Annotated in this window: 14 protein-coding genes; 6 read left to right on the top strand and 8 right to left on the bottom strand. The window is 67.1% G+C overall.

The genetic code is table 11. The features are described from left to right. Window positions 1-83: 83 nt before the first annotated feature. From BRX43_RS11670 to BRX43_RS11655, 4 genes are all read left to right on the top strand, one after another. Window positions 84-1,367: a hypothetical protein gene (locus BRX43_RS11670; RefSeq protein ID WP_125995047.1), complete on the top strand. Its 1,284-nt coding sequence runs from the start codon at window positions 84-86 to the stop codon at window positions 1,365-1,367. 64 nt (window positions 1,368-1,431) lie between these two features. Then, window positions 1,432-3,570 carry a M3 family metallopeptidase gene (locus tag BRX43_RS11665; protein ID WP_125995045.1) on the top strand — a complete coding sequence of 713 codons (2,139 nt, stop codon included), beginning with the start codon at window positions 1,432-1,434 and terminating at the stop codon, window positions 3,568-3,570. Window positions 3,571-3,725: 155 nt separating this feature from the next. Continuing rightward, window positions 3,726-5,384: a Na+/H+ antiporter gene (locus tag BRX43_RS11660; RefSeq protein ID WP_125995044.1), complete on the top strand. Its 1,659-nt coding sequence runs from the start codon at window positions 3,726-3,728 to the stop codon at window positions 5,382-5,384. Between the two features lie 63 nt (window positions 5,385-5,447). After that, the gene (locus BRX43_RS11655) at window positions 5,448-8,585 is read left to right on the top strand and encodes a type II toxin-antitoxin system ParD family antitoxin (RefSeq protein WP_125995042.1); all 3,138 of its coding nucleotides are present in this window, start codon (window positions 5,448-5,450) and stop codon (window positions 8,583-8,585) included. A gap of 36 nt (window positions 8,586-8,621) precedes the next feature. Here BRX43_RS11655 and BRX43_RS11650 read toward each other — a convergent pair whose 3' ends face one another. Genes BRX43_RS11650 through BRX43_RS11640 form a run of 3 tightly spaced genes read right to left on the bottom strand, consistent with a single transcriptional unit; the run spans window position 8,622 to window position 14,467 of the window. Beyond that, a complete protein-coding gene (locus tag BRX43_RS11650; protein WP_125995091.1) occupies window positions 8,622-10,106 on the bottom strand; it encodes an efflux transporter outer membrane subunit in 1,485 nt (494 codons plus the stop codon). A 9-nt stretch (window positions 10,107-10,115) separates the two neighbouring features. Further along, window positions 10,116-13,298 carry an efflux RND transporter permease subunit gene (locus BRX43_RS11645; RefSeq protein WP_125995041.1) on the bottom strand — a complete coding sequence of 1,061 codons (3,183 nt, stop codon included), beginning with the start codon at window positions 13,296-13,298 and terminating at the stop codon, window positions 10,116-10,118. Window positions 13,299-13,303: 5 nt separating this feature from the next. Then, window positions 13,304-14,467 carry an efflux RND transporter periplasmic adaptor subunit gene (locus BRX43_RS11640; RefSeq protein ID WP_125995040.1) on the bottom strand — a complete coding sequence of 388 codons (1,164 nt, stop codon included), beginning with the start codon at window positions 14,465-14,467 and terminating at the stop codon, window positions 13,304-13,306. Between the two features lie 115 nt (window positions 14,468-14,582). Between BRX43_RS11640 and BRX43_RS11635 the strand changes: the two genes are divergently transcribed. Both BRX43_RS11635 and BRX43_RS11630 read left to right on the top strand, forming a co-directional pair. Continuing rightward, a complete protein-coding gene (locus BRX43_RS11635) occupies window positions 14,583-15,221 on the top strand; it encodes a TetR/AcrR family transcriptional regulator (RefSeq protein ID WP_164523588.1) in 639 nt (212 codons plus the stop codon). Window positions 15,222-15,414: 193 nt separating this feature from the next. After that, window positions 15,415-17,841, top strand: a complete 2,427-nt coding sequence (locus tag BRX43_RS11630; RefSeq protein WP_125995038.1) for a TonB-dependent receptor — start codon at window positions 15,415-15,417, stop codon at window positions 17,839-17,841. Window positions 17,842-17,944: 103 nt separating this feature from the next. On the opposite strand, the gene tyrS is transcribed toward BRX43_RS11630, so the two are convergent. The 5 genes from tyrS to BRX43_RS11605 all read right to left on the bottom strand — a co-directional run bounded on the left by tyrS (window position 17,945) and on the right by BRX43_RS11605 (window position 21,802). Continuing rightward, the gene (gene tyrS / locus BRX43_RS11625) at window positions 17,945-19,168 is read right to left on the bottom strand and encodes a tyrosine--tRNA ligase (RefSeq protein ID WP_125995037.1); all 1,224 of its coding nucleotides are present in this window, start codon (window positions 19,166-19,168) and stop codon (window positions 17,945-17,947) included. A gap of 67 nt (window positions 19,169-19,235) precedes the next feature. Next, a complete protein-coding gene (locus BRX43_RS11620; RefSeq protein WP_125995036.1) occupies window positions 19,236-19,694 on the bottom strand; it encodes a BLUF domain-containing protein in 459 nt (152 codons plus the stop codon). Between the two features lie 56 nt (window positions 19,695-19,750). Then, entirely contained in the window at window positions 19,751-19,936 is a 186-nt protein-coding gene (locus tag BRX43_RS11615; RefSeq protein WP_125995035.1) for a hypothetical protein, read from the bottom strand. 136 nt (window positions 19,937-20,072) lie between these two features. After that, window positions 20,073-20,777, bottom strand: coding sequence for a helix-turn-helix domain-containing protein (locus BRX43_RS11610; RefSeq protein ID WP_206433190.1), 705 nt, complete (start codon window positions 20,775-20,777; stop codon window positions 20,073-20,075). Window positions 20,778-20,893: 116 nt separating this feature from the next. Then, complete coding sequence (locus tag BRX43_RS11605; protein WP_125995032.1) at window positions 20,894-21,802, bottom strand: LysR family transcriptional regulator; 909 nt, start codon at window positions 21,800-21,802, stop codon at window positions 20,894-20,896. Between the last annotated feature and the right edge of the window lie 39 nt (window positions 21,803-21,841).

Genomic DNA, 21,841 nt, shown 5'->3' with positions numbered 1-21,841 from the left:
GGGGCGACATTTGCCGCGCCGCCGCGCAAGTGCAAGGGCGGTTCACCACCGGTTCGGAATTTCCGTGTCAGAAAAGGGGACGAATGGACAGGCGATGGTTCCGGCCGGCCGCGATCGGGCTGGCGATGATGATGATGGGTGGTGGCGCGGTGGCGGGTGCGAACGCGGCCGAGCCGCCGCGCATCCAGTCGCCTGAGGAGGCGCTGGCGCAGGATGCGGGCGAATATGCCACCGCCTTCCACCTGCCGCTCGACGTGGCGATGCGTCATCTCCTGGCGCAGGACGAGACGTTGGCGACGACGGACGCGATCGAGCGGGCGTTCGCCGACCGGCTGGCCGGCATCGCCGTGGCGCCGGGGCCGGACTTTGCCATCGACGTCCTGCTGACGGGCGATGCGCCGGTGACGGACCGCTTCGTCACGGCGGCCGGATCGGTCGTCCTGATCCGTTTCCACACCGGCGCGGCGGCGACCCGTGCGCAGATGGCGGAGTCGATCCGGCTGCACCAGGCCGAAATCCGCGCCTCGCTGCTGCGCCCGCCCGCTTTCGGGGTCGACCAGCGCACCGGCACGATCGTCGCGGTGGTCGGTGACAGCGACATCGCGCGGGAGGGCGTGCAGTCGCTCCGCACGCGGCTCGCGGCGCTTCTCGGCGCGCCGGTCCGGCTGCGCACCGTCGAGCGTCCCTCGGTCGACACGGCGGCGGAGGGTGGCGCGCGCGTCGTCGGCATCGATCCGGCGGACGGGCGGCGCTATGCCTGCACGACCGGCTTTGTGGTGACCGATGGCCAGCGGACCGGTATCGCCACCGCCGCGCATTGCCCGGACGAACTGGACTATGTCGATGGCGAGGGACAGCGCCAGCCGCTCGCCTTTGTCGGGCAATGGGGCTGGGGCTATCAGGACGTGCAGGTCAATGTCAGCGCCGAGCCGCTTGCGCCGCTCTTCTTCGCCGATACGAGCAAGACGGTGGCACGGGCGGTTCGCAATGCACGGTCGCTGGCGGGCACGCGCGCGGGCGACTATGTCTGCCACCGGGGCGAGCGGACCGGCTATAGCTGCGCGTCGGTGGAGCTGACCGATTTCGCGCCCGCCGGCGATCTGTGCGGCGGCGCCTGCCTGCCGAGCTGGGTGACGGTCGTCGGCCCCAATTGCCGCGCGGGCGACAGCGGCGCGCCGGTGTTCAGCGGTACGCGGGCCTATGGCATCGTCAAGGGTGGCAGCTATCGCCGCGACGGCGCCTGCGCCTTCTATTTCTACATGTCGACCGACTATCTGCCGACCGGCTGGGCGCTGCTCGGCGCACCCTCGCCGATGGTAAATTCTGTCACCAGCATTGCCCCATCGCCCGAGACCGGGCAGAGATGAACCGGCCGATGCTGATGACGGCCTGAGCCAATCCTGCCGAATTTCCTAGCGAACAAGGACCTTCATGACGCGCTCGCTGCTTCTCCGTTCCTGTGCCGCCGCCTGCCTGCTCGCGGCATGCATCACTGCCGCCGCGGCGGACGCCCAGTCGGCGCGCGTCAACCCGCTGACCGTCCAGAGCGACCTGCCGTTCCAGGCCCCGCGCTTCGACCGCATCCAGGACAGCGACTACCAGCCCGCGATCGAACGCGGCATCGCCGAGCAGGCGGCCGAGATGACGCGGATCGCCAATGATCCGGCTGCCCCGACCTTCGACAACACGATCGTCGCGATGGAGCGGTCCGGCCGCATCCTCGACCGCGCGGCCCAAGCCTTTTCGGCCGTGGTCGGCGCCAACACCAACCCGACGCTGGACAAGGTGCAGGAAGCGGTCGCCCCCAAGCTGGCGGCGCATTCGGACTCGATCTTCCTCAACCCGCGCCTGTTCGCGCGGGTCAAGTCGCTCTACGATCGGCGCGCCGCGCTGAAGCTGACGCCCGAGCAGGCGCAGGTGCTCGACATCACCTACAACAACTTCATCCATGCCGGCGCGAAGCTGTCGGCCGCCGACCAGGCCAAGCTGCGCGTGCTGAACGGCAAGCTGTCGACGCTGGAGACGGCGTTCCAGCAGAAGCTGCTGGCGGCGGCGAAGGGCGGCGCGCTGGTGGTCGACGACAAGGCACGGCTGGCCGGGTTGGACGAAGCCCAGATCGCGGCGGCGGGACAGGCGGCACAGGAGCGCGGACTGACCGGCAAGTACCTGCTGCCGCTCCAGAACACCACGCAGCAGCCGATGCTCCAGTCGCTGACCGACCGCGCCACGCGCCAGGCGCTGTTCGATGCGAGCTGGAACCGGGCGGAGCACGGCGACGCCAACGACACGCGCGCGACCATCGTCCAGCTCGCCGACCTGCGCGCGCAGAAGGCGCAACTGCTCGGCTATCCCAACTATGCGGCCTATGTGCTTTACGACCAGATGGCCAAGACGCCGCAGGCGGCCAAGGCGTTCATGCAGCGGCTGATCCCGGCGACGGCGGCCGAGCAGAAGCGCGAGGCGGCCGAGATCCAGAAGGTCATCACCGCCAATGGCGGCGATTTCGCGCTGAAGCCCTGGGACTGGGATCGCTATGCGGAGATGGTCCGCAAGGCGAAGTACGACCTCGACGAGAATGAGGTGAAGCCCTATTTCGAGATCGACCGGGTCTTGCGGGACGGTGTCTTCTACGCCGCCAACCAGCTCTATGGTCTGACGTTCAAGGAGCGGAAGGACCTGCCGGTCTATCAGCCCGACGTGCGCGTCTTCACCGTCTATGACCAGGACGGGTCCGAGCTGGGCGTGATGTATTTCGACTATTGGAAGCGCGACAACAAGAATGGCGGCGCGTGGATGTCGAACTTCGTCGGCCAGTCGAAGCTGCTCGGCACCAAGCCGGTGATCTACAACGTCGCCAACTTCACCAAGCCGGCGCCGGGCCAGCCCGCGCTGATCAGCTTCGACGACGTGACGACGATGTTCCATGAATTCGGCCACGCGTTGCACGGCCTGTTCGCCAACCAGACCTATCCGACCGTGTCGGGCACCAACACCGCGCGTGACTGGGTCGAGTTCCCGTCGCAGTTCAACGAGCATTGGGCGCTCGACCCGAAGGTGCTGGCGAACTACGCCAAGGATTATCGTACCGGCGCACCGATGCCGGCGGCGCTGGTCACCAAGGTGAAGAATGCGGCGAAGTTCAACCAGGGCTATGCTTTGGGCGAGCTGATCGCCTCGGCGATGCTGGACCAGGACTGGCATTCGCTGCCGGCGTCGGCCGGGCCGCAGGATGTCGATGCGTTCGAGGCCAAGTCGCTGGCGGCGATGGGGCTGGACACCGCCGACGTGCCGCCGCGCTACCGCTCCAGCTATTTCCTGCATATCTGGGCGAACGGCTATTCCGCCGGCTATTATGCCTATTTGTGGACCCAGATGCTCGACAACGACGCCTATGCCTGGTTCGAGAAGCATGGCGGCATGACCCGCGCCAATGGCCAGCGTTTCCGCGACATGATCCTGTCCAAGGGGCATAGCGAGGATTACGGCCCCATGTTCCGCGCCTTCTACGGCAAGGACCCGGACATCGGTCCAATGCTGGAGGATCGCGGCCTGGCCAGCTCCGCCAATTGACGGCTGCGCCTCCATCACGCTTCTGAAAAGGCCGCCGCACCGCTCCATCCAGGCCGGTGCGGCGGCCTTTCGCCTATAAAGGACCGTGGGGGTGGAACTCAGGTCCGGGCATGACGTATGCCTAAAGTAGCCATTGAACGAAGGAGACGACCGGTTTGGAGATCGTGACGCTGTGCCTGTTCCTGCTGGTCGCCGTGGTGGTGAGTGGCATCGTTTCGCGAATACTCCCCTCCGCCTTGCCCCGGCCCATCGTCCAGATCGCTCTGGGCGCGGCGATCGGCATGGTTGCGCATGTCCGGGTCGAACTCGATCCCGAGCTGTTCCTGCTGCTGCTCGTTCCGCCGCTGCTGTTCCTGGATGGCTGGCGCATCCCGAAGGAAGCGCTGTTCAAGGATCGCGGTGCGATCCTGGGCCTGGCGCTGGGCCTCGTCTTCCTCACCGTGCTCGGCATGGGGCTGTTCATCCACTGGCTGATCCCGGCCATGCCGCTGGCGGTCGCCTTCGCCCTGGCGGCGGTGGTGTCGCCGACCGACCCGATCGCGGTGTCGGCGGTGGCGCAGAAGGTAACGATTCCGCCCAGGATGATGCACATACTGGAGGGGGAGTCGCTGCTGAACGACGCGTCCGGCCTGGTCTGCCTGCGCTTCGCGATCGCGGCGGCGCTGACCGGGTCCTTCTCCATCTGGACGGCGGCGACGACCTTCGCCTGGATGGCGGTGGCGGGCGTGGCGATCGGCGCCGGGCTGGCCTGGGGCATCGTCAGCGCCAAGAGCGCCTTTTCGCGCCGCTTCGGCGACGATGTCGGGTCGAACATCCTGGTCAGCCTGCTGATCCCCTTCGCCGCCTATCTGGGGGCGGAGCATCTCCATGCCTCGGGCGTGCTGGCGGCGGCGGCGGCGGGCATCACCATGACCTTCACCAATGTCTCGACCGGGGTGGCGGCCGCGACGCGGATCCGGCGGCGCGCGGTGTGGGACATGCTGCAATTCACGCTGAACGGGGTGATCTTCGTGCTGCTCGGCGAGCAATTGCCCGATGTGGTGGCGCGCGCCCGCGATACGGTGGCGGCGACCGGGCATCAGAGCGTCTGGTGGCTGGGCCTGTACGTGCTGGCGATCGTCGCCGGCCTGTGCGCGCTGCGCTTCGGCTGGGTGTGGGTGTCGCTGCAGTTCACCGTCTACCGCTCCCGCTGGCGGCAGGGCGACGCGGAGAAGACCAGCCCGCCGCGCCGGGTGATCGCGGCCATGACCACTGCAGGCGCGCGCGGCGCGATCACGCTGGCGGGCGCGCTCACCCTGCCGCTCACCATGACCGATGGCCGCGAGTTTCCGGCCCGCGATCTCGCGATCTTCCTGGCATCGGGTGTGATCCTGTCGTCGCTGATGATCGCGGCGATCGGACTGCCGCTGCTGCTGCGCAACCTGCGCCTGCCGGCCGACCAGGGCGTGGAAGCAGAACGTGCAAGAGCCCGCCGGGCCGGGGCGAAGGCAGCGATCGCCGAGCTCGAACGCGTCCAGCATCGCATGGCCGATGGGCGCGACGATGCCGACCGCTTCGTCGATGTGGCCGGCCGGCTGATGGACCAATATCGCGAGCGCCTCGATGCGCTGGCGGATGACGACGACAGCAAGATCGCCGCCAAGGCCGATGAGCGGCTGGAGCGTGAGATGCGCCTGGCGGCGATCCGCGCGGAGCGGCGCGCGATCTTCAACCTGGCGCATCGTCGCGAGATCACCACCGGCGTCGCCGAACAGCTGGGTCGCGAACTCGACCTGGTGGATGCTCGCCTGACCCGGTTTGGGACGAGCGGCTAGCTAATAATTACAAGGCGTTGGCAAAGGTTGACACAGGGGCGCCAGCTTTGCATCCGAATTGGCATGACTGGCCGCCAGACTCGCAACGTTTCGCTCAGCCCCGAGCTCGAAACCTTCATCGGTGACTGCATCGCCTCGGGCAATTATTGCAATGCGAGCGAGGTGGTGCGTGCCGCTCTGCGTTCGCTGCGCGACACCCCGGCATCCTCCCCGCCGACCGACGCACGCGCCGGAGACTGGCTGAAGGGGGGCGGCCATTGCGGCGCATTGATCCGGCAGCGGGACTGGTCGGCAACGCCCCTCGGTCCGATCGAACGCTGGTCGCCGACCTTGCGCGCCACGGTCGGGAACATTGTCAACTCCCCCGTAGCCAAGGTCCTGATGTGGGGGCCGGACCATGTCCTGCTCTACAACGATGCCTATAGCGCCATTGCCGGCGGCAACCATCCCGAGGCGCTTGGCGGCCGTACGGCGGAGGTATGGCCGGAAATCTGGGACTGGAACCGCGAGATGCTGGCCTCGGCGATGCGGGGCGAGCTTCTCTCCTTTCGCGATCAGCCGCTGACGCTCTACCGGGACGGGCAGGCCGAGACCATCATCCTCGACCTGTTCTACACGCCGGTCTATGATGGCGACGGGGATGTCGGCGGGGTCATGTGCACCTGTGTCGACAACAGCGCCCGCGTTGCCGCCGAACGGCGCAGCGCGGTGAGCGAGGCGGAACTGCGCACCGTCACCGACGCGCTGCCGGTGCTGATCTCCTTCGTCGATCGCGATCTGATCTTCCGGTTCGCCAATCGCTATTACGTCAACTGGTTCGGTCTGACGCCGCAGCAGGTGGTAGGGCGCCATGCGCGCGACGTGATCGGCGAGGCCAATTTCGCCGAGCGCGAGGCGCTGATGCGCCGGGCGCTGGCCGGCGAGACGATCGAGACGGACTCGATCCTGCGCGACAGCAACGGGGATCCCCGCCGCGCCAATGTCCGCTACCTGCCCCGGACCGAGGCGGATGGCCGCGTCTCCGGCTTCCACGTGCTGGTCTTGGACATCGAGGAGCGGATGCGGCACGAGGAGGAACTGGTGGCCAGCAACGGCCGCTTCCGGGCGGCGATGGATGCGGTGCACGGGGTGCTCTGGACCAACAGCGCCGATGGCCGGATGATCGGCGAGCAACCGGGCTGGTCCGCGCTGACCGGGCAATCGCTGGACGATTATGCCGGCTTCGGCTGGTCCAAGGCCGTCCACCCGGACGATGCGGCGGCGACGGTGGAGGCCTGGAACGCGGCCGTCGCCGGCAAGACGATGTTCGTCCACGAGCATCGCGTCCGGCGGCATTGCGGTACCTGGCGGACCTTCGCCGTCCGGGCGCTGCCGACCTTCGACGATCGCGGCGAGATCAATGAATGGGTCGGCGTCCACACCGATATCTCGCACCAGCGGGCGGCCGAGGCGGCGCTGCGCGACCATGCCGAGGCGCTTGCCCGTCAGGTGCGCCACCGCGAGCGCGCCGAGGACCAGCTCCGCCAGTTGAACGAGACGCTGGAAGCGCGCGTCATCGCCGAGATCGAGAGCCGTCGAGCGGCCGAGGCGAAGCTCGCCCAATCGCAGAAGATGGAAACGGTCGGCAAGCTGACCGGCGGCGTGGCGCACGACTTCAACAATCTGCTCCAGGTCGTGTCCGGCAATCTCCAGCTGCTCGCCAAGGATGTGGCGGGCAACCACCGCGCGGAGCAGCGCGTCGCCAATGCGATGGGCGGCGTCTCGCGCGGGGCTCGGCTGGCGTCGCAGCTGCTGGCCTTCGGTCGGCGCCAGGCGCTGGAGCCCAAGGTCGTCAATCCCAGCCGCTTCGTCCGGGGCATGGACGACATGCTGCGCCGCGCGATCGGCGAGGGGATCGAGGTCGAGACGATCGTCGCCGGCGGCCTGTGGAACAGCTTCATCGATCCGGCGCAGATCGAGAATGCGCTGCTCAACCTGGCGATCAACGCCCGAGACGCGATGGACGGACAGGGCAAGCTGACGATCGAGCTGGCCAATGCGCATCTCGACGACGATTACGCCCGCACGCATGACGAGGTGACGGCGGGCCAATATGTGATGCTGGCGGTCAGCGACACCGGCAGCGGCATGTCGCCCGAGATCATCGAAAAGGTGTTCGAACCCTTCTTCTCCACCAAGGCGGAGGGCAAGGGATCGGGCCTGGGCCTGTCGATGGTCTATGGCTTCGTCAAGCAATCCGGCGGCCATGTGAAGATCTATTCGGAGGTGGGCGAGGGGACGACGATCAAGCTCTATCTGCCGCGCGCCTATGAGAGCGAGGATGTCGAGGTCGCGACCGATACGGGCCCGGTCACCGGCGGCACCGAGACGGTGCTGGTGGTCGAGGACGACGCCGAGGTGCGGGCGACGGTGGTCGAGCTCCTGTCCGACCTGGGCTATCGGGTGTTGAAGGCGGTGGACGCGGCGAGTGCCTTGGCCATCGTCGAGAGCGGGATGCCGATCGACCTGCTCTTCACCGACGTGGTGATGCCGGGCACCCTCAAGAGCCCGGAGCTGGCGCGCAAAGCCCGTGAGCGGCTGCCGGAGATCGCGGTGCTGTTCACCTCCGGCTATACCGAGAATTCGATCGTTCATGGCGGCAAGCTGGACGCGGGCGTCGAGCTGTTGTCCAAGCCCTATACGCGTGAGGCGCTGGCACGGAAGGTCCGCCACGTCCTGGCCAATCAGGGCCAGCGGCGGATGGCCGGCGTCCGGCCGGTGCCGGTCCCGGCCCCGACGGTCGTGCCGGAACCCGAGCTGGAGATCGCCATGCCGCCGGCCCCGGTCACGGCCCGTGCGACGCTGCTGCTGGTCGAGGACGACGCGCTGATCCGCGCGAATACGGCGGAAATCCTGGAGGATGCCGGTTATGTCGTGGTCGAGGCGGGCAGCGCCGAGGAAGCGATGGCAGCGATCCAGACCGTGCCGGTCGATATTCTGGTGACCGACGTCAACCTGCCGGGGGCGTCGGGACCGATCCTCGCCGAGCGGACCCGCGCGCTCCATCCCCTGGCGCGGATCATATTCGCGACCGGCGATCCGTCGGCGGTCGGGACGATCGACAATGCGGCGGTGCTGGCCAAGCCCTATGGGGCCGGCCGATTGCTGGAGCTGATTGCCATGGGGCCCGCGAAGACCCGGCAACTCGAAGGCGAGGCCTGATGCGGCGGGGCGATCCGCTCGCCCCGCCGGTCCGGTTCAGTTCAGGCCACCACCCAGCGTGCGATAGAGCGTGACCAGGTTGCTGGCGCGGGTCAGGCGCGTCGTCACCAGGCTCTGTTCGGCGGCATAAGCCGTCCGCTGCGCGTCGAGCGTCGTCAGGAACGAGTCCACTCCGGCCCGGAACCGCGCGTCCGACAGGCGCGCTGCGCCACGCGCGGCCGCAGCCCGTGCGGTTTGCGCGGCGACCTGCTCGCCGATCGTGCCGCGTTGCGCCAGCGCGTCGGCCACCTCGCGGAACGCGGTCTGGATCGTCTGCTCATAGGTGGCGGCCGCCGCCTGTTCGGAGGCCCGGGCATAGTCGAGATTGCCCTTGCGCCGCCCCGCATCGAACAGGGGCAGCGAGACGGCGGGCGTGCCGGTATAGGTGAAGCTGCCCCCGGCGAACAGGCCGGACAGCGCCGTGCTGATCGTCCCCAGCGTCGCGGTCAGCGAGATGCTGGGAAAGAAGGCCGCCCGCGCCGCGCCGATATTGGCGTTCTGCGCGATCAATTGATGCTCGGCTTGGAGCACGTCGGGCCGGCGGAGCAGCGCCGCCGAAGAGAGGTTCGACGGTAGCGAGTCGAGCGTATAGTTCGCCGTGCCCAAATCACCCGGCAGCAGGCCGGCGGCGACCGTGGTGCCGACCAGCAGGTTGAGCGCATTCTGGTCCTGCGCGATCCGGGTCCGGAGCGCGGCGATGTCGTTGCGGGCGGACTGATAGTTGGTTTCCGCCTGCCGGACCTCCAGCTCGGAACCGACGCCGATGCGGAACTGCGCGGTCGTCAGGTCCAGCGTCTGCTTGAACGTGGCCAGCGTGCTTTGCGACAGGCGTAGCTGCTCCTGGTCGGACGCCATGGTCAGCCAGGCGCTGGCGATTTCCGCGATCAGGCTGATGCGGGTCGAACGCTGCGCCTCCTCCGATGCCAGCACCTGCTCCTGCGCGGCGCGGGTCAGGTTACGGATGCGGCCGAACAGGTCGAGCTCGAACTGCGAGAAGCCGGCATTGACCGAATAGGCCTCGATATTGGTCGTGCCGCCACCGGTGGTGACGCCGCCGCCCGTGCCGCCGCCGGTATTGCCAGTACCCGTGCCGGCCCCACCGGCGCTACCACCGCCGGCCGCTCCGGCCGCGCCGAAGATGTTGTTGGTGTAGGTGCCGGAACCACTGACACTGGTCGTCGGCACCAGGTCCGAACGCTGCACGCGGTATTGTGCCCGCGCCTGAAGCACGTTCGCGGCCGCCACACGCAGATCGCGGCTGTTGGCCAGGCCCAGCTCGATCACGGAACGCAGGCGCGGGTCGGTGAAGAAGTCGCGCCAGCCGATCGTGCTGACATCCGGCGCGTCGGTGGACGCGGCGGGATAGGGACCACCCTGCGGCAGGGTGGCAGGCACCGCGCCGCCCGGGCGGACATAGGTGGGGGCGAGATTGCAGCCCGCCAGCGTCGTCGTCGCCGCCAGCAGGGCGGCCAGCATCTTCATCTTCACAGGTCAGGCTCCCTGCGGCTGGGCGCCGCGATCGGACAGGTTGGGGTGGTCGGCATGATCCTGGCGACGGTCGGTCTGGCCATGCTTGAACAGCCGGCTGACCACGACGAAGAACATCGGCACGAAGAAGATCGCGAGGACCGTCGCGGAGATCATGCCGCCGACCACCGCGCGGCCGATCGCATTCTGTCCACCCGCACCCGCGCCCGTCGTCACCGCCAGCGGCAGCACGCCGAACACGAACGCCAGGCTGGTCATCAGGATCGGACGGAGACGCAGCTTGGCCGCCTCCACCGCCGCATCGAAGGCGGGCCAGCCGTCGCGCACCCGCTCCTCGGCGAACTCGACGATCAGGATCGCGTTCTTCGCGGACACGCCGATCGTGGTGATCAGGCCGACCTGCAGATAGATGTCGTTGTTCAACCCGGTCAGCAGCGCCGCGAGCAGCGCACCGACCACGCCCAGCGGCACGACCAGCATGACCGCGATCGGCACCGACCAGCTTTCGTAGAGCGCGGCCAAGCAGAGGAACACGATCAGCAGCGACAGCGCGTAGAGTGCCGGGGCCTGCCCGCCCGACAGACGCTCCTCATAGGACAGGCCGGTCCATTCCAGGGCGGTGCCCGGCGGCAGCTTGGCATGGATCGCCTCCATCGCCGCCATCGCGTCGCCGGTGCTGACGCCGGGGGCGGGGGCGCCCTGAAGCTCCATTGCCGGCTGGCCGTTATAGCGGGTCAACTGCACCGGCGCCTGGGCCCAGCTCAGCGTCGAGAAGGCCGTATAAGGGGCCATCGCGCCGCTGTCGCCGCGGACGTAGAAGTCGCCGATATCGTCCGGCGCCAGGCGATAGGGCTGGTCCGCCTGGATATAGACACGCTTCACCCGGCCCCGATCGATGAAGTCGTTGACATAGGCACCGCCCCAGGCCGTCGCGATGGTCGAGTTGACCGTCGCCAGGTCAAGCCCCAGCGCGCGCGCCTTGTCCTCGTCGATATTGACCTTGAGCTGCGGCGCATCGTCCAGGCTGAGCGGGCGGACCTGCGTCACGCTCTTGTCCTGCATCGACATGCCCAGCATCATGTTGCGGGCCATCAGCAGCTTTTCATGTCCGATCCCGCCGGTATCGACGAGCTGGAGGTCGAAGCCGGTGGCGTTGCCCAGTTCCTGCACCGCCGGCGGCACCAGCGCGAAGATCATCGCGTCGTGGAACTGCGAGAAGGGCCCCATGGCGCGGCCGGCAATCGCCTGCGCCTTGTTCGCCGCGCCGGAGCGATCCTCCCATGGCTTCAGGTTGACGAAGGCGAGGCCGGCATTCTGGCCCTGGCCGGCGAAGGAGAAGCCGCTGATCGTGAACACGCCCGCGACATTCGCCTTCTCAGCGGTGAGGAAATGGTCGCGGACCAGCGCCAGCGCCTTGTCGGTGCGCACGGTGGTCGCGCCCGAGGGCCCCTGGACCAGCGCGATGACCGTGCCCTGGTCCTCGTCGGGCAGGAAGCCCGAGGGCAGTCGCCAGAACATCACGCCCATCACCAGCGCGATCAGCAGATAGAGTAGCGCCGAACGCTTCCAGTTGCGCGCGGTGCGGGTCACGCCGCCCTCGTACTTGTGCGTGCCGCGATCGAAGGTCGCGTTGAACCAACGGAAGAAGCGGGCGAGGGGGCCATGCCCCTCATGCTTGGTCGGGTCGTGCGGTTTGAGGATGGTGGCGCAGAGTGCCGGGGTCAGGATCAGCGCGACCGCGATCGACAGCACCATGGCCGAGACGATGGTGATCGAGAACTGGCGATAGATGACGCCTGTCGACCCGCCGAAGAAGGCCATGGGCAGGAACACCGCCGACAGCACCAGGCCGATGCCGACCAGCGCGCTGGTGATCTCGTCCATCGACTTGCGCGCCGCCTCCTTGGGGCTCAGCCCTTCGGTCTGGATCAGGCGCTCGACATTCTCGACCACGACGATGGCGTCGTCGACCAGCAGGCCGATGGCCAGCACCATGCCGAACAGCGTCAGCGTGTTGATCGAGTAACCGGCGATCGCCATCACCGCGAAGGTGCCGAGCAGCACCACCGGCACCGCGATCGTCGGGATCACCGTCGCGCGCCAGTTCTGGAGGAACAGGAACATGACGAGGAAGACGAGGACGACCGCCTCGATCAGCGTGTGCACCACCTGCTCGACCGACAGGCGGACGAAGGGCGTGGTGTCATAGGGATAGACGACCTTGACGTCGGCCGGGAAGGTCTTGGAGATGTCCGCGACGCGCTGCTTGACCAGCTCGACCGTGGTCAGGGCGTTGGCCCCAGGGGCCAGCTTGACGCCGAAGCCCGAGGCGGGGCGGCCGTTATATTGCAGATCGAAGCCGTAATTCTCCGCGCCCAGCTCGACGCGCGCCACGTCACGCAGGCGCACGATCGCGCCGCCCGCACTGCTTTTCAGGCGGATGTTGCCGAACTGCTCGGGCGTCTGCAGCCGCGACTGGACCGACACGGTGGCGTTGAGCATCTGCTCCTTGGGCGCGGGCTGCGCACCCAGCTGGCCGGCCGAAACCTGGGCGTTCTGCGCCTGCACCGCCGCCGTCACGTCGGCGACCGTCAGCTGATAGCTGTTGAGCTTGATCGGGTCGACCCAGATGCGCATCGCATATTGCGCGCCGAACACCTGAAGTTCGCCGACGCCGTTGACGCGGCTGATCGGGTCCTGGAGCCGCGACACGACATAGTCGGACAGGTCGCTGCCCGAATGGCTGCCATCGGTCGAATAGAGGCCGATGATGAGCAGGAAGTTGGCCGACGACTTGGCGACCTGAAGCCCCTGACGCTGCACCTCCTGCGGCAGCAGCGAGGTCGCCGCCTGCAGCTTGTTCTGCACCTGCACCTGCGCGATGTCGGGATCGGTGCCCTGTTCGAACGTGAGGGTGATCGTCACCGTGCCCGCCGACGACGACGAGGAGGCGAAATAGCGCAGATGGTCGATGCCCTTGAGCTGCTGCTCGATGATCTGCGTGGTGGTCCGCTCCAGCGTTTCCGCGTCCGCGCCCGGATAGGTGGCGGTGACGGAAACGGCGGGCGGGGCGATGGTCGGGAACTGGGCGATCGGCAGGCTGCGGATCGCCAGCACGCCGGCCAGCATCAGGATGAGCGCGATGACCCATGCGAAGATGGGCCGGTCGATGAAATAGCGGGACATGGGGCTTACTTCGCCTGTGCCTGAGCGGGGGGCTGGCCTTGGGCGGGCCGGGCCTTTTCGGAGAAGGGCACCGCCTTCACCGGCGTGCCGGGCTGGAGGTTCTGTGCGCCCTCGACCACCACCTTGTCGCCCGGCTTCAGCCCGGCGGTGACCAGCCAATCCTGGCCGACCGTGCGCGGCGCCGTCAGGATCCGTGGCTGGAGCTTGCCGTCATTGCCGACCACCATGACCAGCGGCTGGCCCTTCTCGTCCCGCGTCACGGCACGCTGCGGCACCAGGATCGCGTTCGACCGCGTGCCCTCGACCAGCTCGGCGCGGACGAACATGCCCGGCAGCAACAGGCCGCGCGGGTTCGGGAAAACGGCGCGGATCGTCTGGCTGCCGGTCGCGGGGTCGACCGTCACATCGGTGAACTTCAGCGTGCCCTCGGGACCATAGCTGGTGCCGTCCTCCAGCTTCAGGCGCACCCGCGCATCGGTCCTGTCGCGGGAGACCTGCCCGGCCAGGACCTGCTGGCGCAGCTTGAGCAGGTCGGCGCTCGACTGCTGGATGTCGACATAGATGGGGTCGAGCCGCTGGATGACGGAGAGCGGTTCGGTCTGGGCGGCGGTGACGAGCGCGCCGGTGGTGAAGGTCGAGCGGCCGATCCGGCCGGTGATCGGCGCCTTCACTGTAGTGCGGCCGAGATCGATCTGCGCGGTGCGGAGGGCGGCGGCCTGGGCGGCGACATCTGCCTGCGCCTGCTGCGCCGAGGTCGTCGCGTTCTCGAAATCCTGGCGCGAGATGGCGTTGATCTTGACCAGCTCGCCATAGCGACGGGCCAGCGCATTGGACGACGCGATCGCGGCGCGCGCGCGGGTCAACGCGGCGCGCGCGCTGGCGACCTGCGCCTCATAGGGGGACGAATCGATACGATAGAGCGGTTGGCCCTGGCGGACCATGTCGCCCTCCTGGAACAGGCGCGCGAGCACCAAGCCATTGACCTGCGGGCGGACGTCCGATGTTTCATAGGCGCTGGTACGGCCCGGCAGTTCGCTGCTGAGCGTCACCGGCTTCTCGGCCACGGTGACGTAGGCCACTTGCGGAGGCCCCGCCTGTGGCTGCTGCTGCGCTTGCCCGCAGGCCGCGAGAAACAGGGTAAAACCCAATACAGGAGCGATATTTTTCATGGCGTCGACCGCGATCCCCGGTTATGTGTGAGTGATCGATCACTCACATTTACGGGTGCCTCTAATCCCCGGTCGGGGTCGTTGGCAACCCGTCACGAAGGCCAGGCGATTGAATTTGTTGCAATGCGGTAATGCGAAGCGTGCAAGTCGGGTCGACGAACGGCGGCGGCACCTGCTGGACGTCAGCCGCGCGCTCTTCGTGGAACATGGCTTTCACCAGACCGGGGTGGCGCAGATCGCCGCCGCGTCGGGCATCAAGGTCGGCCAAATCTACCGCGACTTCGCGAGCAAGGAGGATATCATCGCGGCGATGGCCGAGGTCGATATCGCCGACTTCCTGGACGAAGCATCGTTGCGTGTCGCGGTGGAGAGCAAGGATGCGCTCGCGATCCGCGCCTGGGTCGACCGGTTCGTCTCGATCGACGACACGGTCGAGGAATGCCGGATGTTCACGGAAATCCTGGCGGAGGTCGGGCGCAACCCGCGCATCGCCGACATCCATCGGCGGATCGATTGCCGGATTCGCCAGTGTCTGGCCGCTGCGCTGGAGGCGCTCGCGCCGGCCAGCCCGGCGAGCGAGCAGGAAGCGCTCAGCGACCTGATCATGGTGCTGGGCATGGGCATGATGATCCGGCGCGTCATCGATCCCGCGCGGGACTGGGCGGTGATATCGCGGCGGATCGGCGGGATCGTCGACGCGACGCTGGACAGTCTGCGACAGGATGGGGTGACGGCCGGCGGGCCTGCGCTATGATGCTGTAATGACATAGCGCCGCAATATGGTGCGCCTGACAGGCCGACCGGGTTCGTCGCGCCCCGCTCCCAACATGACTCGAAGGTGAAGCGAGAAAGTCCCCCGCCTTCACAAAAGCGAAACACAGCCGCCACAGCCCCCGCCTATCGGCCACTCGAGAGGCACAAGCCGATACGAGTGGGGAATGACGATAATGACGATGGTAACGGTCAGCCGGACGCGGCTGTTGGCCGGCGTGGCGCTCAGCCTGATCGCGACGACGCCGGCCTGGGCCGGTACGGTGCCCGCCAGCGCACCGGTCGCCAGCGGCGATCCGGCACCGACGCCGGTGGCCGGGGAAGCGCCGCCCGCGGACCAGGGGCTGGGTGAGATCGTCGTCACCGCCACCAAGCGAGAAACCAACCTGCAGAAGACGCCGATCGCCATATCGGTGCTCGGCACCGAAGCGCTCAAGGATCGGCATGTCCAGAGCTTGCTCGACCTGGCGGACGGCACCGTGCCGAGCTTGCGCGTCGCCACCTTCGAGGCGCGCCAGTCGGCGCTGACCATCGGCATTCGCGGCATCGTGCCGTTCGACCAGAACCAGACCGCGCGCGATACCGGCGTCGGCGTCTATATCGACGGCGTCTATCTCGGCCGATCGCAGGGTCTGAACGCCGCGCTGTTCGACATCCAGCGCGTCGAGGTGCTGCGCGGACCGCAGGGCACGCTGTTCGGCCGCAATACCGAGGGCGGCGCGCTGTCGATCGTCACCGCACGACCGACCGGCAAGTTCGGCGCGTCGCTGACCGCCGGCGTCGGCAACTATGGCGCCTATAACAGCGCGGTCCACCTGAACTTGCCGGAATATCACAATATCTCGGTCAAGCTGGACGGCGTGCTCCAGCACCAGAATGCCTTCGTCACCAACCCGCTGCCGGGGTCGGCCGGCTGGGGCTATTTCAACCGCGTCGGCGGCCATGCGGCGGCGCTGTGGAAGCCGGTCGACGGTTTCTCGGTCGAATTGTCGTACGACCAGGCGAAGGACCAGAACACGCCCTTCTACAGCCAGCTGGTCAATTACAATCCGACCGGCCTGCCGGTCGCGACGCTGGCGCAGATCTCCGCCAATGGCGGCAAGCTGCCCGCCGGCACCATCGCGCCGCTGTCGCCGCTGGTCGTCGTATCGGGCGACACCCGCATGAAGCACGCCGATATCGGCGTGCCGCAGCAGCTCAGCGTCGACCAGACGCATGGTTTCTCGACCAAGCTCAACTATCAGGTCACGCCGAACCTCGAACTCCGCTCGATCACCGCCTGGCGCGGCGTCACCACCGACCAGTGGGACAATTCGGGCGGCGCGCATCGCACCGTGTTCCTGCCGAACAGCAAGTTCAGCCGCTACAGCCTGTCGTTCATGCAGCAGCACCAGTTCAGCCAGGAGTTCCAGGCGGTCGGTAGCCTGCCCCAGTTCGACTATGTGGCCGGCCTCTATTATTTCACCGAAGACGCCCGCGAGACGGCGGCAACGCCCTCGACCAACCAGTGGAATGCGGACGGCACCGGCTATACCATCCTGTCGCAGGTCGCGCTCGGCACCATCACGTCGAACAACCAGGGCTGGGCACCGGGCTCCTTCTTCTTCCAGCGCGGCAGCTTCGCGCGCGCCTATAGCTATGCGGCCTTCGCTCAGGGCACCTATACGCCGGCGGGCTTCGACGCCTTCCACCTGACGGTCGGCGGCCGCTACACCCGCGACAAGCGCAACGGCACGCTGTTCCTGGTGCAGGGCAAGTCGACCAACTTCCCGTTCACCTTCAACAACAACCGGTTCGATCCGATGGTCACGGCGGCATTCGACGCTACCGATGCGATCCACCTCTATGCCAAATACGCGACCGGCTACCGCGCCGGCGGCGCCAATGCCCGGTCGCAGACCTTCACCGCCTTCGGCCCCGAAGCGGTCAAGTCCTACGAGATCGGGTCGAAGATGGACCTGTTCGACAGGCGCGTCCGCCTGAACCTCGCCGGCTATATCATGGATCGGACGGGCACGCAGATCGACTTCGACAATGTCGACACCAATCCGTCGAGCCCGACCTACAATCTGCATACCGAGGAAACCCGCAATGCGCCGGGCACCTCCAAGATCCGCGGGATCGAGGCGGACGTCACGACCAACCCGGTCGAGGGGATGACGGTCGGCGCCAGCTACGCCTATACCTATACCAAGGTGCCGGCGACGCCGAACCCTTTCCTGAACAATGCGCCGACCCAGGTCTTCGTGGTGTTCACGCCACGCAACGCCGCCTCGGCCTATGTCGATTACGAGACGCCGCTGACGGGCTCGGACGCCAAGCTGCGCTTCCATCTGGACGGCAATTATGCCGATCCGGTGTACAGCTTCCAGAACGAGACGACGCACACCGACAAGAGCTTCGTGATGAACGGCCGTATCGCGCTGGCGGACATTCCGCTGACGGGGGCGGGCACGACGATGACCGTGTCGCTGTGGAGCCGCAACCTGCTCAACAACAGCTTCATCTATCGCCGCTCGGCCGCCAATGCGAAGACGCTGGGCGACTATGCCAACTTCAACCCGCCCCGGACCATCGGCCTGGAAGCGAACGTGCGCTTCTGATCCCGGCATGGCCGGTGGGCGACCACCGGCCGACCGGCACAGGCAGAAGGGGCCGGGACCATTATCGGTGCCGGCCCCTTTTTGTCGCTCGACTTTGGCAGGCTCAGCTCCGGGTGAGCAGCCCGTGATGCTTCTTGCCGGCGGAGAGACGCAGCGGCGCGTCGCCGACGGTCAGCACCGCCGCCTCGTCCGCGATCTTCTCGCCATCGACGCGCGCACCGCCTCCGGCGATCAGCCGTCGGGCCTCGCCCTTCGACTTGGCGAAGCCGAGGCCGACCAGCGCATCGACCAGCGCCACCGGCCCATCGACCGCGAAACGGGGCAGCGAGTCGCCGCCCTGGCCTTCCTCGAAGGTCCGGCGTGCCGTCTCGGCCGCCTCCTCGGCGGCGGCGGGGCCGCGGCACATGGCGGTCGCCTCATTGGCCAGGATCTTCTTGGCCTCGTTGATCTCCGCGCCGGGCAGCGCTTCCAGTCGGCGGATGTCGTCGAGCGGTAGGTCGGTGAAGAGGCGCAGGAAGCGGCCGACATCGCGATCATCGGTATTGCGCCAGAACTGCCAATAATCGAAATGCGGCAATTGATCCTCGTGCAGCCACACCGCGCCCGACATGGTCTTGCCCATCTTGCCGCCATCGGCCGTGGTGATCAGCGGCGTGGTGACGCCGAACACCTCGGTCCCGTCCATCCGGCGGGCCAGTTCGATGCCGTTGACGATATTGCCCCACTGGTCCGACCCGCCCATCTGCAGGCGACAGCCGGCGCGGCGCGACAGCTCCAGGAAATCATAGGCCTGGAGGATCATATAGTTGAATTCAAGGAAGCTGAGCGACTGCTCGCGATCCAGCCGCAGCTTGACCGAGTCGAAGGACAGCATCCGGTTGACCGAGAAATGCTGGCCGACATCGCGCAGGAAGGGGATATATTCAAGCTTGTCGAGCCAGTCGGCATTGTCGACCATCACCGCATCCGTGGGCCCGTCGCCAAAGGTCAGGAAGCGTTCGAAGATGCGGCGGATCGAGGCGACGTTGGCGCGGATGCCGTCCTCGCCTAACAGCTTGCGCGCCTCGTCCTTGAAGCTCGGGTCGCCGATCTTGCCGGTGCCGCCGCCCATCAGTACGATCGGCTTGTGCCCGGTCTGCTGCATCCGGCGCAGCAGCATGATCTGCACCAGGCTGCCGACATGCAGCGACGGGGCCGTCGGGTCGAAGCCGATATAGCCCGGCACCACGCCCTTGACGGCCAGCGCATCGAGCGCGGTCGCGTCGGTCATCTGGTGGATATAGCCGCGCTGCGACAGGACGGTCAGAAGGTCGGACTGGTAGGACATGAGCGCCGGTTAGCAAGCGCAGGCGCGCTCGTCACTATCGCGACGGGAATGAAACGGGACAGGCGGCTCAGACCGTCATTCGCGCAAAGCCCAGGAAAACGGCCTTGAGCGCGATGTCGTCGACGGCCGCCACGTCCATCGCGACGTGCCGGCTGAAGGCTTCGGGCGACATGGCGGTCTGGTCGCGATGGATCATCGCCCAATGACCGAATTGCCTGGCAGGGATGGGGCCCTCGGCGATGATGGCGATATGCGAATGGCGACGATCGGTGCGGATCAGCGCCATTCGCCGGGCGACCGCGTCCACCGGCCCTTCCAAAGCCTGGAGATAGCTGGTCGGATCGGCGAGCAGCAGTCCCGAGAGTTCTTCGGCAGGATTGTTGCGGTCGCACTGCGCAAGCAGGCTGGCGATGTCGGAACGCCGTGATCCGGTACGCGCCCGGCTGATATAGACGACACGTGAAAGCTGCCTTGGCGCCGGACATTCCATACTTGACACGCGCGCCCTCCCGATGCCGAACAACACCAGAAAGACTTTGTGTTTTCAAGGAAGAAAGGCCCCATTTCCGATGCTTCTTCTATTCACCTGAGTAATGCGACCAGCGCCGAGATCAGTGTCGCCCCCCCAATCGGCGCCAGCAACAGCAGCAGTAGATTGACGCCGATGATGCCGCCCAAAATGTCCTGTTCCCGGCGGCTGAGCTTTCGAGAGCGGCGCGGCGGTTGCCATGGTGGGGGCGGGGGCTGATCCTTGAAGTCGACGAACATGCGGGTTCCCGCCGGGCGGCATTCCGAGGTCGATGGGTTCGCCCGAAACCCAAGGTCGTCATGCAACGTTCGGGGCTCGCCGTCGCTCCCGGATATTCCGATCGATGACCGTTATGCTTTACCGTGGCCAGCGAGATCAGGCCGACAGCGCCGGCGATGCAGCCGCCGCCCGGCCGGTCAGCAAGGTTACGCGGCGACCGATCCGATCGATCATCCCCTCGGCCTGCAACGCCATCAGCGTACGGTTGACATGGACCGAGGTCAGACCGGTCGCATCGCCGATCTCCTCCTGGGTGAGGGGCAGCATCAGCGAGTCCCGGATCGTCAGACCCGCCTCGCGGCTGCGGATGGTCAGATCCTGGAGCAGCGCGAGCACCCGGCCGCGCGCATCGCGCCGACCCAGGCTGACGATCCAGTCACAGGCGGCATTCGCATCAAGGATGGTCTCGTTCCACAAGGCTCGGGCGATCGCCACACGGTCCTCCGCCAAATCCATGATCGCCGCATGGGGGATCTTGGCCACGTCCGCATCCGACAGGGTCGAAACCGTCTGCGAAGCGGCGGGCACGTCGCCGCTCCGCAGGCCGATCAGATCACCGGCAACGTACACACCGGTGATCTGCCGCTGCCCGTCGGACAACAGGCCATAGCGGCAGGCATAGCCACTGTGCAGTTGCAGGAGGGCGTGATCCTGCTGCCCCTCGTCGATCAGGCGGCGGCCGCGACCGATCCGTTCGATCTGCACCGGCAAGGCCAGGATGGCGTGGCGATCGGCGGCCGGCAGCGGTGCAAAGCGTTCCAGCCGGCGGACCAATCGGGTCAGGTGTGTCGTGCCGTCCATCATCCATCCACCGATCGTGACAATATGGTTTACCTGTCCCGATACGTGCCGCTTGCCCTGCGAGTTGCAATTACCTGTGTTAACTCAAATCGATAGGCCGGTTTTTTACGCAGGCATCACAGGCCCAGGGGACGGCATTCGCGGATCAGATCGATCAGCAGACGCAGCCCCGTGGGCACCTGCCGGCGGCTTGAATAATAGATGTGATAGCCCGAACCAGTCGTCGACCAGGCGCCCAACACCGGCACCAGCGCGCCCGATGCGAGATGGGGCGCGACATTATGCTCCATGGCATACATCAGGCCGACCCCCGCCAGCGCCAGGGCGATCATCGCCCGGCCATCGTCGACGATGATGCGGCTGGGCACCGCAATGGCGAACTCCCCCTCCGGTCCCTCGAACTCCCAGCGATAGATGCGATCGTCGCCCAGCCGGACGCCTAGGCAATGATGGTCCCGCAAGGCGTCCGGGTGAGATGGTGCGCCGTGCCGCTCGATATAGCTCGGCGCCGCGACCACCATCCATCGCAGGTCGGCGGACAGGCGTTGCGCCACCATATCCTCCGGCACGGTGCCGCCATGGCGGATGCCGGCATCGAAGCCGCCGTCGATCACATCGACCATCCGGTCGCGCGCGGCGATATCGACCTGGATGCCCGGATAGCGTTCGGCGAAGACCGGCAGCACCGGCGCCAGCAGCAGCGATGCCGCGTCCGCCAGAACGTTCAGACGGATACGTCCGGTCGGCGCGTCGCGATAGCGGTTGAGATCATCGATCGCCTGGTCGATCCGCGCGAACGGCTCGGTCACGGCGTCACGAAGGGCGGTACCGGCTTCGGTCAGCGTGACGCTGCGATTGGTCCGATGGAGCAGACGCACGCCCAGTCGCGCCTCCAGGCCCTTCAACGCATGGCTGAGCGCCGAAGCGCTGACCCCCATCTCGATCCCGGCCAGGCGGAAGCTGCGATGCCGGGCGATGGCGAGGAAATAGGTCAGGTCGGCAAGATCGGAGCGGCGGGTTGACATGCGCCAATGTGCGCATCGCCGACCCGCCGGGCAAGGTCG

It is taken from the genome of Sphingomonas sp. S-NIH.Pt15_0812 (genome assembly GCF_003951315.1).
Classification (GTDB): Bacteria; Pseudomonadota; Alphaproteobacteria; order Sphingomonadales; family Sphingomonadaceae; genus Sphingomonas.
This window is presented reverse-complemented; position numbering and strand designations above follow the sequence as displayed.